The organism is Epibacterium ulvae (genome assembly GCF_900102795.1).
Classification (GTDB): domain Bacteria; phylum Pseudomonadota; class Alphaproteobacteria; order Rhodobacterales; family Rhodobacteraceae; genus Epibacterium; species Epibacterium ulvae.
In genome coordinates this window covers 461,138-478,189 of record NZ_FMWG01000002.1, presented here as the reverse complement: position 1 = coordinate 478,189, position 17,052 = coordinate 461,138, and the positions used below count along the sequence as shown (strand labels likewise).

Annotated in this window: 19 protein-coding genes; 5 read left to right on the top strand and 14 right to left on the bottom strand. The window is 51.4% G+C overall.

What is annotated here, in order from left to right:
* Positions 1-10 precede the first annotated feature (10 nt).
* From acnA to BLP79_RS04820, 3 genes are all read left to right on the top strand, one after another.
* Positions 11-2,698, top strand: coding sequence for an aconitate hydratase AcnA (gene acnA, locus BLP79_RS04830; RefSeq protein WP_090216847.1), 2,688 nt, complete (start codon positions 11-13; stop codon positions 2,696-2,698).
* 188 nt (positions 2,699-2,886) lie between these two features.
* Entirely contained in the window at positions 2,887-3,264 is a 378-nt protein-coding gene (locus tag BLP79_RS04825) for a winged helix-turn-helix transcriptional regulator (RefSeq protein ID WP_211477619.1), read from the top strand.
* A 103-nt stretch (positions 3,265-3,367) separates the two neighbouring features.
* Complete coding sequence (locus BLP79_RS04820) at positions 3,368-3,658, top strand: putative quinol monooxygenase (RefSeq protein ID WP_090216843.1); 291 nt, start codon at positions 3,368-3,370, stop codon at positions 3,656-3,658.
* A gap of 29 nt (positions 3,659-3,687) precedes the next feature.
* Here the strand turns inward: BLP79_RS04820 and BLP79_RS04815 are convergent, their stop codons facing one another.
* From BLP79_RS04815 to yajC, 10 genes are all read right to left on the bottom strand, one after another.
* Entirely contained in the window at positions 3,688-4,230 is a 543-nt protein-coding gene (locus tag BLP79_RS04815; protein WP_090216841.1) for a DsbE family thiol:disulfide interchange protein, read from the bottom strand.
* Complete coding sequence (gene ccmD, locus BLP79_RS04810) at positions 4,223-4,375, bottom strand: heme exporter protein CcmD (RefSeq protein ID WP_408607927.1); 153 nt, start codon at positions 4,373-4,375, stop codon at positions 4,223-4,225. The genes BLP79_RS04815 and ccmD overlap by 8 nt, the downstream gene beginning before the upstream one ends.
* 2 nt (positions 4,376-4,377) lie before the next feature.
* On the bottom strand, positions 4,378-5,109 hold the full coding sequence (locus BLP79_RS04805; protein ID WP_090216838.1) for a heme ABC transporter permease: 732 nt from the start codon (positions 5,107-5,109) through the stop codon (positions 4,378-4,380).
* A 31-nt stretch (positions 5,110-5,140) separates the two neighbouring features.
* A complete protein-coding gene (ccmB, locus tag BLP79_RS04800; protein WP_090216836.1) occupies positions 5,141-5,797 on the bottom strand; it encodes a heme exporter protein CcmB in 657 nt (218 codons plus the stop codon).
* The gene (gene ccmA / locus BLP79_RS04795; RefSeq protein WP_090216958.1) at positions 5,794-6,420 is read right to left on the bottom strand and encodes a heme ABC exporter ATP-binding protein CcmA; all 627 of its coding nucleotides are present in this window, start codon (positions 6,418-6,420) and stop codon (positions 5,794-5,796) included. Before ccmA ends, ccmB begins: the two co-directional genes overlap by 4 nt.
* A gap of 65 nt (positions 6,421-6,485) precedes the next feature.
* Positions 6,486-6,839 (bottom strand): Mth938-like domain-containing protein, encoded by a 354-nt coding sequence (locus BLP79_RS04790; protein ID WP_090216835.1) that lies wholly within the window; start codon positions 6,837-6,839, stop codon positions 6,486-6,488.
* An 11-nt stretch (positions 6,840-6,850) separates the two neighbouring features.
* Complete coding sequence (locus BLP79_RS04785) at positions 6,851-7,603, bottom strand: sulfite exporter TauE/SafE family protein (protein ID WP_090216833.1); 753 nt, start codon at positions 7,601-7,603, stop codon at positions 6,851-6,853.
* Entirely contained in the window at positions 7,596-8,564 is a 969-nt protein-coding gene (secF, locus tag BLP79_RS04780) for a protein translocase subunit SecF (RefSeq protein ID WP_090216831.1), read from the bottom strand. Before secF ends, BLP79_RS04785 begins: the two co-directional genes overlap by 8 nt.
* A 3-nt stretch (positions 8,565-8,567) precedes the next feature.
* Positions 8,568-10,229 (bottom strand): protein translocase subunit SecD, encoded by a 1,662-nt coding sequence (gene secD / locus BLP79_RS04775; protein ID WP_090216829.1) that lies wholly within the window; start codon positions 10,227-10,229, stop codon positions 8,568-8,570.
* 34 nt (positions 10,230-10,263) lie between these two features.
* A complete protein-coding gene (yajC, locus tag BLP79_RS04770; protein ID WP_090216827.1) occupies positions 10,264-10,548 on the bottom strand; it encodes a preprotein translocase subunit YajC in 285 nt (94 codons plus the stop codon).
* A 281-nt stretch (positions 10,549-10,829) separates the two neighbouring features.
* Between yajC and BLP79_RS04765 the strand changes: the two genes are divergently transcribed.
* On the top strand, positions 10,830-11,516 hold the full coding sequence (locus tag BLP79_RS04765) for a hypothetical protein (RefSeq protein ID WP_090216825.1): 687 nt from the start codon (positions 10,830-10,832) through the stop codon (positions 11,514-11,516).
* Positions 11,517-11,615: 99 nt separating this feature from the next.
* Positions 11,616-12,908, top strand: coding sequence for a serine--tRNA ligase (gene serS, locus BLP79_RS04760; RefSeq protein ID WP_090216823.1), 1,293 nt, complete (start codon positions 11,616-11,618; stop codon positions 12,906-12,908).
* 106 nt (positions 12,909-13,014) lie between these two features.
* On the opposite strand, the gene BLP79_RS04755 is transcribed toward serS, so the two are convergent.
* From BLP79_RS04755 to der, 4 genes are all read right to left on the bottom strand, one after another.
* Positions 13,015-13,545 carry a helix-hairpin-helix domain-containing protein gene (locus BLP79_RS04755; RefSeq protein WP_090216821.1) on the bottom strand — a complete coding sequence of 177 codons (531 nt, stop codon included), beginning with the start codon at positions 13,543-13,545 and terminating at the stop codon, positions 13,015-13,017.
* A gap of 58 nt (positions 13,546-13,603) precedes the next feature.
* Positions 13,604-14,575: a fatty acid desaturase gene (locus BLP79_RS04750; protein WP_090216820.1), complete on the bottom strand. Its 972-nt coding sequence runs from the start codon at positions 14,573-14,575 to the stop codon at positions 13,604-13,606.
* Positions 14,576-14,758: 183 nt separating this feature from the next.
* Positions 14,759-15,448 (bottom strand): hypothetical protein, encoded by a 690-nt coding sequence (locus tag BLP79_RS04745; protein WP_090216818.1) that lies wholly within the window; start codon positions 15,446-15,448, stop codon positions 14,759-14,761.
* A 105-nt stretch (positions 15,449-15,553) separates the two neighbouring features.
* Positions 15,554-17,038: a ribosome biogenesis GTPase Der gene (gene der / locus BLP79_RS04740; protein WP_090216815.1), complete on the bottom strand. Its 1,485-nt coding sequence runs from the start codon at positions 17,036-17,038 to the stop codon at positions 15,554-15,556.
* Positions 17,039-17,052 lie beyond the last annotated feature (14 nt).

Here is a 17,052-nt window from a genome sequence, read left to right as displayed (position 1 = left end):
GGATACAATCATGGCAGTGACTGTCGGAAATGACTCAAGCAAAACACGTAAAACCTTGACAGTAAAAGAAAATAAAATTTCATACTACTCAATCGCAGCGGCGACCGAAGCGGGCTTAGGTGATTTTTCAAAGCTCCCTGCTGTGCTCAAAGTGGTTCTAGAGAACATGTTGCGGTTCGAAGACAGTGGTTTTTCGGTCTCCACGGATGATATCAAAGCCTTCGCAGAATGGGGCGACAAAGGTGGTAACAATCCGCGTGAGATCGCCTACCGGCCAGCCCGCGTTTTGATGCAGGATTTCACTGGTGTGCCTGCCGTCGTTGATTTGGCAGCCATGCGTGATGGAATCAAAGCGCTTGGCGGGGATGCAACACGTATCAACCCACAAGTTCCCGTAGACCTTGTGATCGACCATTCGGTGATGATTGATGCCTTTGGCAATCCGCGCGCGTTCCAAATGAATGTCGATCGCGAATATGAACGCAACCTAGAACGCTATACCTTCCTGAAATGGGGGCAAGGTGCCTTTGATAACTTCCGCGTTGTGCCTCCCGGCACGGGCATTTGTCACCAGGTTAATCTGGAATATCTGGCGCAGACCATTTGGACAGATGTTGATCAAGACGGGAACGAAATCGCCTATCCCGACACGCTGGTGGGAACCGACAGCCATACAACAATGGTCAACGGAGCAGCTGTGTTGGGCTGGGGCGTTGGTGGGATTGAAGCTGAGGCGGCAATGCTGGGGCAGCCGATCTCTATGCTTATTCCTGAGGTGATTGGATTTGAGCTGACCGGTGCAATGATCGAAGGCACAACCGGAACCGATCTGGTGCTGAAGGTTGTCGAAATGCTACGCGCCAAAGGTGTTGTTGGGAAATTTGTCGAATTCTATGGTGAAGGTCTCGACCGTTTGCCGCTCGCGGATAGGGCCACCATCGCGAATATGGCACCTGAATATGGTGCAACCTGCGGATTTTTTCCGATTGATGGTGAAACCCTGCGCTATCTCCGAAATACAGGGCGCGAAGAAGACCGCATTGCGCTGGTTGAGGCCTACGCTAAGGAAAACGGCCTGTGGCGTGGCGATGATTATGCGCCTATCTACACAGATACATTGCATTTGGACATGGGCACTATTGTGCCTGCGATTTCTGGGCCAAAACGACCTCAAGATTATATTGCGCTTGATCGATCCCAATCAGCTTTCCATCGCGAGATGGAAGAGACATTCAAACGTCCCTTGGGAAAAGAGGTCGCGGTAAAAGGTGAAAACTACACGCTAGAATCTGGCAAGGTTGTCATCGCCTCGATCACATCTTGCACCAATACCTCTAATCCTTATGTGATGATCGGTGCGGGTCTGGTGGCACGCAAGGCTGCGGCACTTGGGTTGAATCGCAAGCCGTGGGTCAAAACCTCACTCGCACCGGGATCACAAGTTGTAAGCGCCTATCTTGAAGCCGCAGGTTTGCAAAAAGATCTGGATTCCATCGGATTTAATCTGGTGGGGTATGGCTGCACCACCTGTATTGGCAACTCTGGTCCGATCCAGCCGGAATTGTCAGACGCCATTGCGGAAGGAGATCTGGTGGCAACATCTGTGCTGTCAGGGAACCGGAACTTTGAAGGGCGTATCTCACCTGATGTGCGTGCCAACTATCTGGCCTCCCCGCCTCTGGTTGTCGCTTATGCGCTGGCCGGAACAATGGATATCGATCTGGCAAACGACCCCATCGCACAAGACAAAGATGGCAAAGATGTCTATCTGAAAGACCTCTGGCCAAGCGCTAAAGAGGTTGCAGACCTTGTACAAGAAACCGTCACGCGTGAGGCCTTTCAAACCAAATACGCCGATGTCTTTAAAGGCGACGAAAAATGGCAAAGTGTGCAAACCACTGCCGATGAAACCTATGATTGGCCTACGGCATCAACATACATTCAAAACCCACCCTATTTTCAGGGCATGGGACCGGATGCGGGGACGATCACGAATATAAGAGGTGCAAAAGTTCTCGCTTTGCTGGGCGATATGGTCACGACAGATCATATATCACCAGCGGGATCCTTTGCGACCACAACCCCTGCAGGGAAGTATCTGCTAGATCGTCAAGTACAGCCACGTGAATTCAACTCCTACGGATCACGCCGTGGCAATCATGAAATCATGATGCGCGGAACTTTTGCAAATATTCGGATTAAGAATGAAATGCTTGACGGGGTTGAAGGTGGTTACACCAAAGGACCCGACGGCACAGAAACCTCTATCTATGAGGCGTCTATGGCGCATCAAGCCAATGGCACGCCTTTGGTCATTTTCGGAGGTGAGCAATACGGCGCGGGATCTTCACGTGACTGGGCCGCTAAAGGCACTGCGCTTTTGGGGGTAAAGGCTGTCATCGCTGAAAGTTTTGAGCGTATTCACCGTTCGAACCTTGTTGGGATGGGAGTTATTCCGTTTGAATTTACCGGCGATGATACTCGTAAGACACTTGGGTTAACTGGCGAGGAGACCGTCTCGATCACAGGGCTTGATACGATCGAACCGTTGCAAAACGTCCCGTGTGAAATCACCATGGTAGACGGCAGCATCAAAACGATCACTCTCAAATGTCGTATCGATACGGCACCCGAAATTGAATACATCGAACATGGAGGCGTTCTTCACTATGTTTTGCGCGATCTCGCCAAAACATAACCAATGCAAGACGCACTATAATCACGCCCCGGTTTTTACCGGGGCTTTTTCATGTACCCAAAAGAACCGCAAGGCGTAACTCAGATACACCTAAATATAAATACTTAAGTTACGAAAAGTACCTTGCATTAAAATTACTCTTAAAGTTATATAACATCTTAAATAAGTAAATCATCTAAGGGATGGATATGGGCCGTAGAGCAGTAGAACACGACTGTGCCATTCGCGATGTCTTGGGACGTGTGAGTGACGCATGGTCTGTCTTGATCATCACTGAGCTGGGGAAAGGACCAAATAGGTTCAACGCGTTACGCCGCGTGGTTGATGGCATTTCACAGCGCATGTTAACTGTGACGTTACGCAATCTTGAACGCGATGGTATTGTGTCGCGAAAGGTTTTGGATCTATCTCCGCCACAAGTCGAATATGCACTAACAACGCGTGGATGTTCATTGATCGGAGCCTTAACGCATCTGACCCAATGGTCGGAACAAAACCAAACAGATATTCGTTCAGATCGTGCGACTTATGATGAAAAACACAAAATTGATTCAAGTTCGGAATAAAAAACCTGCATAAAAAGATGGCTCATTTGACATAGCGCAATAGATCCATTGTAAAACTCCACAATATCGCTTGAACAGTTGTTGCCTCAATTAACGGAGTATCATGGTGAAAGAAGCTGCGATTATCAGTCTGTTTCCTGTCGAGGAGTTCTTTGGAGAGCTCTTAACGCTGATTGAATCTATGCTGGATAAAACGCGAACCTTTGAAGGCTGCGAACAGGCATGTCTGATGCGGTCCGATGATCCTGCAGAGGTCGTTATCTTCACTCTCTGGTCTTCAGCAGAAGCCTATCAGACCTATGTTGACTGGCGTATTGAAAGTGGCGGGCTCTTAACTGTTCAAGGCATGATCGAACAGGATATCAAAATTAAATCATATCAGGTCGTCGCCTAGTTGCGACCGCCGCAATCAGTCACCTGTTTTTACTGTTTTTCACTCACCTGAGCCGCGAAAATTGGTTCAAGGGTGTTTTCAATCACACGCTGTGTGAGAGGGCCTGCAATGCGGGCCAAAATTTTTCCATCTTCATCCACAACAAATGTTTCAGGTAGTCCGTAGACGCCCCAATCAATAGATTGCCGCTTACTGCCATCAAACAATATCCCCGCGTAGGGGTTTCCCAGTTCATCCAAGAAGGCTTTTGCGTCCTTCTCACCATAATCTTGGTTGATACCATAAACGGGATACGTTTCGGCAAGCTCCATCAAATTTGGATGCTCTGCGCGGCAAGGGGCGCACCAGCTGGCCCAAAAATTGACCAAAGAAATCCCCTGCCCCTGCAGATCCGCCGTCTGAAACTCTGGGTATTCAAGAAGGGGCGCTGAAGAGACCGCTGGCGCATCGCGCCCAACAAGAACGGATGGCAGACCGTCGGGATCATCCCGGTGCAACCCGACAAAAGCCAGCATGGCAAAGCCTGTAAACAACGCGACAGGCACCGCCATCAAAGGTGAAACTTTAACCATCAATATGCCCTCGTTCTTCGATTTTGCGCAGCTCTTTACGTATTTTTTGCCCACGTAGGATCGTCCAGACAACCAAACCAATCAACAACGCCAAAGACACTGCATAGGTTGATAAAACCGTATCCGCATATTTGCCAAGTTCCATAGTCATCCCTCCAGGCGCTCACGCGCAATCAGCGCCTTCATCCGGCGCAGGCGAATTTCTGTGCCCGTGCGATACAGGACCAGTGCGAGAAATAGCAGGGCAAACCCGACCATGCAGACATAAAGTGGATTGGAGAAAACATCCGCAATGTTTTCTTCCTTATCAAGGCTGAGCGAGGCTCCTTGATGTAATCCCTGGTTCCAGAACAAGACCGCATACCGGCTGAGCACCGCAAAAACCGACCCCACCAAACATAGGATTGACGTCAGATCTGCGGCTGTATCTGGGTCCTCAATCGCTTCCCATAGGGCGATGTATCCGAGATAAAACAAGAAAAGCACAAGAAACGACGTGAGGCGTGGATCCCATTCCCACCATGTTCCCCACATCGGCTGTCCCCAGATCGCCCCCGTCACCAGTGCAATCACTGTCATGATGGCCCCAACCGGTGCTGCCGCTTTAGCGGCAAGCGCGCTCACATGGTGGCGGCGGACAATCCAGATAATTGAGGCCAGAAGCATCATGAACCAGGCATTGATGGCCATCAAGGCAGACGGCACATGCAAAAAGATGATCTTAACCGTTGATCCCATGCGGAAATCATCCGGCGTAAAGAAAAACCCCCAGACCAACCCAACAAGGGTGGTTATTGCTGCGAGCCCCCACACGAGCGGTAAAACACGTTCTGAGGTGGTCAGAAATTTTCGCGGGTTGGCATATTCCCAAAAAGACATATCAGGTCGTAGCTTTCTTCAAACGCGGGGCTTATCGCAGGTTGATACGCAAAACTGCGGCGCTGGCAAAGGGTAGAACCGCAAGTGACGCTGCTGAAATACCCGCCAGCATTAATAACGGAGTTTCAACGGCCAGTCCTGCGGCACCGCGCCGCGCCACCTCTGCGCCGAAGATCAAAGTCGGGACATAAAGCGGCAAGACCAGTAGCGAAAGCAGCAATCCCCCGCGTTTTAGTCCCACGGTCAACGCAGCGCCAAATGTTCCGATGACCGAAAGCGCAGGTGTGCCCAGCAGCAAAGAAATCACCAACCAAAGATACCCGCCCCCCGGCAGATGCAGTAACACCCCCAAAAGCGGCGAAATCACCACCAGTGGCAAAGCTGTTGTGATCCAATGCGCGCAGGATTTCATGGTTACGATTGCCTCCAGCGGCAAGGGCGCCGTGGCCAAAAGATCAAGCGACCCATCTTCCCAATCCAGCGCCAGCACGCGGTCCAATGACAACAGACATGCAAGCAAGGCCCCAATCCACAAGACGCCCGGAGCAATCCGCGCCAGAAGCTCTGACTGCGGGCCAACTGCAAACGGCACCAAAACAACGACAATCAAGAAAAACGCCAGACCAAGCCCAAAGCCTCCACCTGCTCGAAACGCAAGCTGCAAATCACGGTAGAGAAGCGCGATCACAAAAAAGCTCCATCAAAATCATCCAGCTGCTGCGGCGCTGTCTTGTAAGATGTCAGGTCCAGCTCGGTCCCGCTCAGGCCTAGATCAATATGCGTCGCAATCATCGCACTGCCACCTGATTGGAGATGATTTTGCACAACTTCAGCAAAGCGCTGCACAGAGGATGTGTCCAGGCTTACGGTCGGCTCATCCATGATCCAGATCGGGCGTCCAGTCACCCCCAAGCGCGCAAGTCCCAATCGTCGCTTTTGTCCAGCCGATAGATTTGCCGCCGGACGATCAGCCAGAGTTTCCAGATCAAAATCCGCCAAGGCCTCGGACACGCGATGTGTCACATCTTTGACTCCAAAAATCTGGGCCCAGAATTTCAGATTTTCACGCGTACTTAAAGTGGGCTTCAACCCATCCGCATGCGCTGCATAGGCAATCTGATCCTCAGCCCCTGCGATGCTGCCCGCATAAGCAGGCTGTAGCCCTGCCACCGTGCGCAAAAGCGTTGTCTTTCCTATTCCATTTGGCCCACGCAGGATCAACGCTTCCCCCGGGACAATCGCAAAGGACACCCCCGAAAGCACGGGTAGAGCACCACGCGTAACGCTCAGATCTGTAACGGTGAGTGTCATTCCATACCCATCTGGTTTACATGATCCATCTACCCCAGTGTCCTGCAAAATCGCTTTGCGCCAGATCAAACTGGAAGAGCGGCCAGCGCAATACGGCGCCCTTCGGAAAGCAAAACGTTATACGTTCGACAGGCTGCGGGTGAATTCATGATCTCAACCCCCATTCCGGCATCTTCCAATGCTTTACGCAGGGTCGCTGGGATATGGGTTATTTCGGCACCGGTTCCAACAAACAAAACGTCGATCTCTCCAGCAAGTGCCAGAAGCGCCTGCTGATCATCATAACCGCCCCAAATGCCAGTGCCTAAAACAGATGTCAGAACCGCACCTTCATGCACATTTCCTGCAATACGAAAGAAACCTGCGCCATATCCATCTACGGGGTCCGCGTCAGAAAAGTTCACTTCATTCAGGCGCATGAGGCCTCCTTTCAATCAAATATCGGAAGGCTGGATATCACAGCGATTGCAATCACGGAATAAGCTGCGACCCGATAGGCCCGTTCAAACCTTGGATCAAAAACCGCCTTGCCGATCATCGTAGTTGTGAAATAGGGCACGGACAAAAGCACGGCAAGCCAGATCGCTTCAGATGTGACATTGCCCCGCACCAGTAGATTCAAAGCGATGACGATATCCATCGCCGTCAGAAATACGATGGTATTGGCCCGCACCTTTGTAATATCGCGCGCATTGGCAAGGTAAAACACGATCACAACAGGCCCCGTTAGCCCTGTCATACCGCCAATCAGTCCGGCTGAGGATCCAATCGCCCCGCGTCCTTTTAAACCAAGGCGTCCCTGATAGCGCCAGCCAGACACCACCGCAAGAAGCGTGCCTCCAACGATAACAGCGATAAACCACCGCAGAAGCAATTCGTCCACCTGCCCCATGATCCAAATCCCGAGAGGCACAGTAACCGTGGCGGCAAGTGCCAACGTGCCGACTTCCTTTCGATCCGCCTGCCCCCAAGCACCCGGCAAAAGTGCCGCCGTTGAAGCAACCCCCGTGAGAACAATCATCAAGATCACCTCAACGGGGGTCAGGAAAATACCCGCGACTGGTACAAAAATCAGCGCGGTTCCAAAACCAGTGAAGCCGCGGACCAAACCCGCGGCTCCAATCGTGAGCAAGAGCCAAAAAAGGCCTGGCGTTGCCCATGCGCTCAACAGCGCATCAGGCATCGATGTCAGCAAATTGATTGCCGGTTGGCTTGTTCTTTTTGCTCCAGTCCCGTGTCACACCACAGCGAAGCAAAATGGTTGAGGCCACAAAGACCGAAGAGTAGGTTCCAACCACCACCCCCCAGATCATCGCAAACACAAAACCACGGATCACATCACCGCCCAGAACAAACAAAGCAATCAGCGCCAAAAGCGTTGTCACCGAGGTCATCAGTGTCCGGCTCAGGGTTTCATTGATTGAGATGTTCAACACGTCCGCCAGCGGCTTTTGCTTGTATCGGCGCAGATTTTCGCGAACCCGGTCAAAAACAACCACAGTATCGTTCAAAGAATAGCCGACAATTGTCAAAAGGGCCGCGATAATAGCCAGATCAAATTTGATTTGCAGCGCTGAGAACACACCAATGGTGAGGATCACATCATGAACCAAAGCCGCAACCGCACCCAATGCAAACTGCCATTCAAAGCGCAGCCAGATGTAGATTAGAACTGCACCGATTGCCAAAACAACCGCTAGAACCGCAGTTTGGATCAGCTCACCCGACACTTTTGGCCCGACCGATTCAACCGATACAAATTTGATATCTGGCACAACCGCGTTCAAGGCCGATTGAATTTCTGAAATCTGCTCACCAGAAATGGCCTCTCCCCCGTCTTGTGCCTGAATGCGGATCATGGCCACGTGCTGATCTTCATCAAAGGCAGGATCAAACACCTCTGTGATCGAGATATCCCCCAGATCAAGCGGCGCAAGCGCATCACGGTAGGTGCCTGTATCAACAGATATGGTGGCCTCTGTCCGAATGGTTGTTCCGCCTCGGAAATCAATCCCAAAGTTCAGCCCCTGAACCATAAAGGACACAAACCCAAGCACGATCAAAAAGGCCGAGAACCCGAGCCACAGGCGCCATTTTGTGAAGAAATCAATCGAGGTTTCTTTTGGGATAAGTCTAAGCCGCATCAATTATACCTCAATCTCTTTAGGGCGACGACGTTCAAACCACATCACCACCAACAAGCGTGTGACAAAGATCGCCGTGAACACAGATGTGAGAATGCCAAGCCCCAGAGTAATGGCAAAACCACGCACAGGGCCAGAGCCCATCACAAACAGGATCACCGCTGTGATAAAGGTGGTAACGTTTGCATCCAGGATTGCGCTCAGCGCTTTTGAATAGCCTTCATCAATCGCTTTTGCTGGACCGCGCCCTGCTTTGATCTCTTCGCGAATACGTTCAAAAATCAGCACGTTTGCATCAACAGCCATACCGACTGTCAAAACAATACCTGCGATCCCCGGCAGTGTCAGCGTACCACCGATCAGACTGAGTGCGCCAAAGATCAGGCCGATGTTGATGATCAGCGCAACGTTTGCAAACAGGCCAAACAATCCATAGCTCAGCGCCATAAAGACAAGAACCCCGGCAAAGGCGATAATGGTCGCAACCTTACCTGCATCGATGCTATCCTGACCCAACTCTGGGCCAATGGTACGTTCTTCAAGGAATGTCAGCTCAGCTGGCAAAGCGCCTGCGCGCAGCAGTACCGCCAGATTGGTGCTTTCTTCGATGGTAAAGTTACCTGTGATGATACCAGAACCACCCGGAATATGGCTTTGAATGGTCGGGGCCGAGACGACCTCATCATCCAGTACAATCGCAAAGGGAGAGCCGATGTTTTCAGCAGTATAGTCGCCAAACTTGCGAGCACCTGCTGGATTAAAGCGGAAATTCACCGCAGGGCGACCGTTTTGATCAAAGGCAGGCTGCGCATCCACCAATTCTTCACCGGTGACAACGGGTGCAGACTCCACGGTGTAATATACGCCCTCTTCATCCAAGGACGGAATTACCTTGTTACCTACACCCGGAACCGCATTTTCATCAGACCCCCGTCCAACAACAGGGTTAAACGTCAGCTGAGCTGTGGTACCGATGATTGCTTTCAATTCAGACGCGGAGCCGATGCCCGGCACCTGAATCAGGATGCGATCCGCACCTTGACGCTGAATGGTCGGCTCACGCGTGCCAACCTCATCAATACGGCGACGCACGATTTCCAACGCCTGACGTACAGTCCGATCATCACTGGCCAGCTTTTCTGCATCTGACAGCTGAATTGTGATCACGTCGCCACTAGCGCTGACCTCGATGTCATTTGCACCAGCACCTGTCAGGGTCACAACAGGCGTGGCCAGTTCGCGGACAACCTGCAGCGCCCGTGACATGCCATCAGGATTTGAAAGGCGCACCCGCAACTCACTGTCAGGCCCTTGCTGACGACGGAATGTTCCCACTGTCGCGCGCTCAGCCCGCAATACATTGCGCACCTCGGGCCACAGCGCGGTCATGCGCGCGGCGTAAACATCTTCAACTTCGACTTCCGCCAAAAGATGCGCACCACCGCGCAGGTCCAGACCAAGGTTCACAAGACCAGAAGGAAGAAATCCGGGCCACTGCCCTGCAATCTCCAAACGCTCCTGCGTTTCGCCTTTGGTGACCAATTCCGCGACCGCGTCATTGGCTTGTTCGACACGTGTATAAAACGCATTTGGCAGGGCCAACATCAGACCGATCACACAGACCAGCCAGATTGTCACCCTCTTCCAGAGATCAATTTGCAGCATAGCCCTGCCTTATCAAATTGTTAGACGGTAAAGCTTAGGCAGCTGGCTCGGTTTTGCTCAGCACTTGCGCGATGGTGTTTTGCACAACGCGAATTTTCACGCCGTCGGCGATTTCCACTTCCAGCTCACCTTCGTCTTTAACCTTCACAACCTTGCCGATCACGCCACCCTGCGTCACCACCTGATCCCCGCGGCGCAGCGCACTGACCATGTTCTGATGTTCTTTCATCTTCTTTTGCTGCGGACGGATCAGCAGGAAATACATGATCGCAAAGATCAGAATGAGAGGGACAAACTGCGCAATCGCTTGGCTATCCATAAAGGGTCTTCCTTGTTCTCGGCGGCCTTGGGGCCGGTAAATTTGCACCGGAACCTATGCGCTGCGTCAGGGCTTTGCAAGGTGAGCTGATGGCCTTGCCACATGAAACTCATGTCCGGCCACGTTCTGACAGGCGGGCAAGCTCGCTTTGTGTCATAAAGGCCAAGAATATGTCGAAAAACCAGCGCGTATTCTGCGGTTCCGTCTGGTGGCGAAACGAAGCATTAAGATGTGCAACCTAAAGCTGATATAAGTCAACATATCATTACTAGGAGTGCAGAATGCACATTACCACGACTGCCTATGTATCCACACCATTCAAGCAAGTTAACCAAGTCAATACAGACGGCAATTTTTCTCGGTCCTTTGCTCATTTCAGCATTGGAGATGCTCCGCCAATGGACCACACAAAAACATATACTTATGAAGAATGGCAACCGCTGCAAGCTAAGAGGTTGGAACAATTCACAGTACATATATCCCCCTTCGCAGACGAAACATTTAGAAAATTCGCTGAAAACATCCAAGTCGGCCCTCCCGCAACGCGCGAGGGGTATGAGCAATACTTAGATCACAAAAAACGGATATCTGACTTTTGGGAAACACTTGATAAATTTGCCCCATCAGAAGCCAGAAGGCTCCGCAACGCTACTCCTACCCCTCTCGTTAGCAAGCCTGTAAAAATGGCGATATACGCCGGAGACGCGCTGGTTGCCTACGTGTCCCATAGTATTGTCGTAGCCACTGGGTTTATCACCGCAGACGGAATGGAAGCTTTTGTTGAACACAAATGGGAGGACGTAACGCTTGAACAATTAAAATCTGAGTTTGAAGACTTCTTGAACGAGCGCACTGACCATGACTATCGAATTGTGACGGAACAACAAGGGCTGGATCTAAACACCGCCGAGGCGATTGATAAACTCTGGTATCCTGAGCTAGATCCTGCCCCCAACGTGACCAACTAACCCTATACAACGACGGATTGCTTCTCCCCCCTTCCCCTTTGCCCACCAATCCGGCATAGGGGAAGCTAAGAAACACCATCTCTCCAGAGGAGCAGTCCCATGCATGACATCCGTGCAATCCGCGAAAATCCCGCTGCGTTTGACGCCGCTTTGGCGCGTCGTGGAGATGCGGCATTGTCCTCGGACATTTTAGCGCTGGATGAAGCGCGCCGGGCCAAGATCTTGGCCTCTGAAACTGCACAGGCGGATCAGAACAAAGCCGCCAAAGCCATTGGCGCCGCAAAGGCCAAAGGCGACGAAGAGGAATTTCAGCGCCTGCGCGCGGAAGTGGCGGAAAAGAAATCCGAAGTCGCCGCAATGCAGGCAGAGGCTAAGGAGCTGGACGCCAAGCTGACCGATATGCTGGCGCGTATTCCAAACGCGCCTGCAGAGGATGTGCCGCAAGGTGCCGATGAAGATGACAACGTTGAGATTAACCGCTGGGGCACCCCAGTGGAACTGGCGTTTGAGGCCAAAGAACATTTTGAAATCAAAGGCGTTTCGGCTGCTATGGATTTTGAAACGGCCGCCAAAGTTTCAGGCGCGCGTTTTGTGTTCTTGAAAGGAGCCGTGGCGCGTATTCACCGCGCGTTGGCACAGTTTATGGTCGACACACATGTAGATAAAAACGGATTGACCGAGGTGAACTCTCCCGTTCTGGTGCGTGATGAGGCGATGTATGGCACCGATAAGCTGCCGAAATTCGGTGAAGACAGCTATCAAACCACAGGTGGCGAATGGCTGGTCCCGACGTCCGAGGTGCCGCTGACCTATTCAGTGGCCGGAGACGTGCTGGACGAAAGCGACCTGCCCCTGCGCATGACATCGCATACCTTGTGTTTCCGGTCGGAAGCGGGCTCAGCTGGGCGCGACACCTCAGGCATGCTGCGTCAGCATCAGTTTGAAAAGGTAGAAATGGTTTCCGTCGTACATCCTGAGAGCTCGGATGACGAACAAAAGCGTATGCTCCGCTGCGCTGAAGGTATTCTGGAAGCGTTGAACATCCCATACCGCACAGTCGTATTGTGCACGGGTGATATGGGGTTTGGCGCGCGCCGCACGTTTGACATCGAAGCCTGGCTGCCGGGGCAAAATACGTATCGCGAAATTTCTTCTGTCTCGACTACCGGTGAATTCCAAGCGCGCCGGATGAATGCGAGGTTCAAACCAGCAGATGGCGGCAAACCTGCGTTTGTGCATACGCTGAACGGTTCTGGTCTTGCTGTTGGGCGGTGTTTGATTGCTGTGCTTGAAAACGGCCAGAAGGAAGACGGCTCTGTCGAGCTTCCCGAAGCGCTTGCACCCTATCTGGGTGGCAAACGCATCTTGGGCGCGGATGGTGTTCTAAGCTAACCTTGCCACCGATCCATCACCAGCCTGCATCCACATCAGGCTGGTGATCATACCAAATCATCAGGCGGTATTTCACTCCACAAGAGAAATAATGCCCTGTGGCGTTTTACTTTTTTGATTTTTTGCCCTTTTTACCGTCCAGAATAGCTTTTGCCTTTGCCCGTTCTTTTGCAATTGCTTTCTTGGCCTTGGCTTTTTCCTTTTTAGCCTTTGCTTTGGCTTTCACTTTGGCGGCGGCAAATTCTTCGGCAAGCGTTGCAGCTTTTCTTTTGGCTTTCTTCGCTTTGGCCTTGGCTTTGCTTGCTTTTTCCTCGGCAGCCTGTCTGGCAGCCTCGGCAGCGACAAGCGCCGCATTCAGCTTGCTGTCTACAGACGTGCCCTGAGCAGGCTTACCGGATGTTGTGGATTTACGAGGGGCCTGGGCACTTTTTGTCTTCCTGTCCCCTTTGGCGCTTGGAGAGGTTAGCTCTTTGGCCGACGCCATTATGATATCGGCGCGACGCGACCCGATCCCCGGAAATGCCATCAAGGTCGCAAGGTCCATAGCCGCGATGTCTTCGACTGATGTGACTGATTTCGATTTCAAAACTTTTGCGAGGACTGGCCCCACACCTTTTAATTTTGATATTGCCGTCATGATGTCCCAATTTGTTTCATTTTTCTTGTCGCCCCCACCTCATGATGGAATGACGTCATTATTGCACATTTTCTACCATGGATGGAAAGGGGACAAGGCGTTTTTTCTTTTCGTCCCAGAGTTTCAAAGTCAGGGCACGCAGGGCTTCTGGAAACTTAATCCGTCGCGGTGCATATTCAGGCGGGATTGCATAGTGACACTGTCGCAGACGATATGACGGAATACGTGCATTGAAATGATGCAGGTCATGTAGGGTAATATTGGCGACGGCCAAATCAAAAAACCACCCAAAATCCAGACAGGATGCCCCCGACAAGGCCGCTTTGACAGGGTCAAGATCCGGTCTTCTATCCCAATAGGTGTCTTCAAAATTATGCTGAAGATAGACCAGAAACACCCCTAACATCCCGCCAAGAAATGAAAAGGTCAACCAAATTAGAACGGCAGTCACATCGCCAATTCGATACAGCCCCCAAAGAAAGCTCGCTATTACAATGTTATGCAGGATCACCCCGCCCGCCCCAAAATGCATCGTGTTCTTGGGCCAGCGATAGCGGATAAAATAAGTAAACAACGCACCAAAAGTAACTAATACAAAAGGATTTCGGTAGCAGCGATATCCAATGCGTTGCAGCACCGTAGCCTGCTCCCACTCCCGAAGAGTCATGGTAAAAATTTCACCTGTCTCTCTGTGTTCAAGGTTACTGATCCCGCCATGGTGCAAGTTGTGATTTTGTTTCATCACCTCAAATGGCGCAAATGTAAAAATGGATAAGAGATGACCGGCACATTCATTTTGCAGGCGGGTTTCAAACAGCGAATGATGACCGGTGTCATGCTGCAAAACGTATAGCCGCACTGCGGATACAGCAAAAACCATCCCTGCAGGCAACAAAATATACCATGCTTGCGCAAAGGCTATCGCGAAAGTGAGTGATAAAAAGTAGATCGCAAGCGTAGAGAAATAACTAAGTGATGCCAGTCGGTTATCACGTCTGCAGTATCGTCGTGTATGGGCACGTAAATCCATGCTGCTCTCATCTCTATCTGTGATCTAGATAAGTTGTGCGTAGAGTCTGTTATAAACTAGGGTAGGTTTTCTATGTGACAAGTAACAGCATTGTAAAATTATGAACGACAACAGCCTTTCTTCACGAGAAAAAGGCACCTCATAAGGAGATGCCTCTGTCTTTTGTAGATTTTCGACAGTCAATCAATTCAACAGACTTGGCACCAATTCAGGCAGGCGACCACTTGCCTTTACGGCTTGCAAAGCTTGGGTTAGCCATTGATCCGCTTCAGTGTCTCCCTCGCGGATCACAAATTTCATCGGAAATACCTTAAAGACGGTTTTTTGAATTTGGTCCAACCCCTTAGCAGCAATCACGCCGTCTGATACGTTGGAAGCAAACAGAAACACGCTATCCCGGCCGCTGTTGATCTTGGCCAGTGTACAGTCAACGCAAGTCACAGGCGCAATGTCAAACTCAAACAAGCCTGTATGGCTTCGTTCGGTTTCCAGATTGAGACCGCTTAAATTCTCGGGATCAACCTGAACATCAACATGGTGATAAAGAGCAAACTCAACACCCAAAATAGTTTCGGAGCTATAAGCCAACCCAGGCGCAGGAGGGCTGCCGTTTTCTGGGTCCAAAAGCGGTAAATGCGCGCTCGAAGATCCTGATGCAACCATGTGCAAAGATCTGGAAAAGGGAGCAACCGTTACCGGAAAGTCTACATTGGACTGTGCTTTCATCTCGTTCAGCAGGTCAATCAATTCACCTTTTTCTGAGGTCTCTGCAGCAACGGGCATTTGCGCGACTGAAATCTGATCCATCGCAGCAAACAAAGATCCCGCGGACACAAGCAAAGCGCTCACTGCGCCAACCACCGATTTTATCATCTGCTCTTACTCCAATCTCATTGAGAACCTTAAATCAACTGCTTTGGTTCTGCCGGAAGAGAGATAACGAACGGTAAAATCGGGTCAAAAAGGTTTCGAATGCGACTACTTTTTTGATCGTGGCAAGTTTCCAAGGTGTTTTTTCAATGCGCCCGCATTCTTCTTTTTCTTGTCCTTGTAGGGGTTTTTATCCCCCTGACCGCGTAACGTCAGGCGAATAGGCGTGCCCGGTAGATCAAAATCCTGACGCAACCCATTTACAAGATATCGACTGTAGCTTGCGGGCATCTTGTCTGGGTGCGAGCACATCACGACAAACCCCGGCGGACGGGATTTCACCTGCGTCATATAGCGCAGCTTGATCCGTTTGCCCTGCGGCGCTGGCGGCGGGTGTTGTTCCAGCATCCCCGTGAGCCAACGGTTGAGCGCAGCCGTGGGCATACGACGGTTCCAAACCTGATAGGCGCGCAGGATTGCCGCATTGAGGCGGTCAAGACCGCGCCCTGTTTTGGCAGACACAGTGATCAGAGGTGCGCCACGCAGCTGTGGCAATAAACGTTCAAAGCTTTCTTTCAGCTGTTTCAGCTTGTCTTGCTTTTCATCTTCAATATCCCATTTGTTCACAGCAATGACCACAGCGCGGCCTTCACGCTCGGCCAGATCCGCAATCCGCAGATCCTGCTGTTCAAAGGGAATGGCTGCATCCAACAGCACAACGACAACTTCGGCAAATTTTACTGCGCGCAGGCCATCGGAAACCGATAGCTTTTCCAGTTTCTCCTGCACTTTGGCTTTTTTGCGCATCCCGGCAGTATCAAAGATGCGCATGGGCACATCATTCCAGTTCACTCGTAAAGAGATCGCATCGCGCGTGATACCGGCCTCTGGGCCGGTCAGCAGACGGTCTTCGCCAAGGATTTTATTGATCAACGTTGATTTTCCGGCATTTGGCCGACCAATCACCGCAACCTGCATCGGCTTTTCAGCCGTTGGCATCGCGACCTCATAAACGGTGTCTTCGTCTTCGTCCTCGTTCTCTTCAAGATCCGTATCAGTTTCAACAACCGCATTTAGGTCTTCCGCCTGCTCTTCATATTTCTCTGAAAGCGGCAAAAGGATCGAATAGAGATCAGGCATGCCTTCGCCGTGCTCACCAGACAGGCGCAACGGTTCACCAAGGCCCAAACCATATGCTTCAAGAACGCCAGCTTCAGCGGCGTTCCCTTCCGCTTTGTTGGCCGCCAAAATGACCTGTGCAGATTTACGACGCAAAATCTCGGCAAAGACCTCATCCGTTGGGGTAATCCCCGTGCGCGCATCCACCATGAACAGGCAAATATCGGCCATATCGACAGCGCGCTCTGTGAGACGGCGCATACGGCCCTGCAACGAATTGTCGGTTGCATCTTCCAAGCCAGCGGTGTCGATCACAGTGAACCGCAAATCCCCCAGTCGTGCCTCACCCTCCCGAAGGTCACGCGTCACGCCTGGCTGGTCATCTACCAGAGCCAGTTTTTTACCGACGAGGCGATTGAACAAGGTAGACTTGCCCACATTTGGACGGCCCACAATGGCAAGGGTAAAGGACATGGTATCCGCTTTCC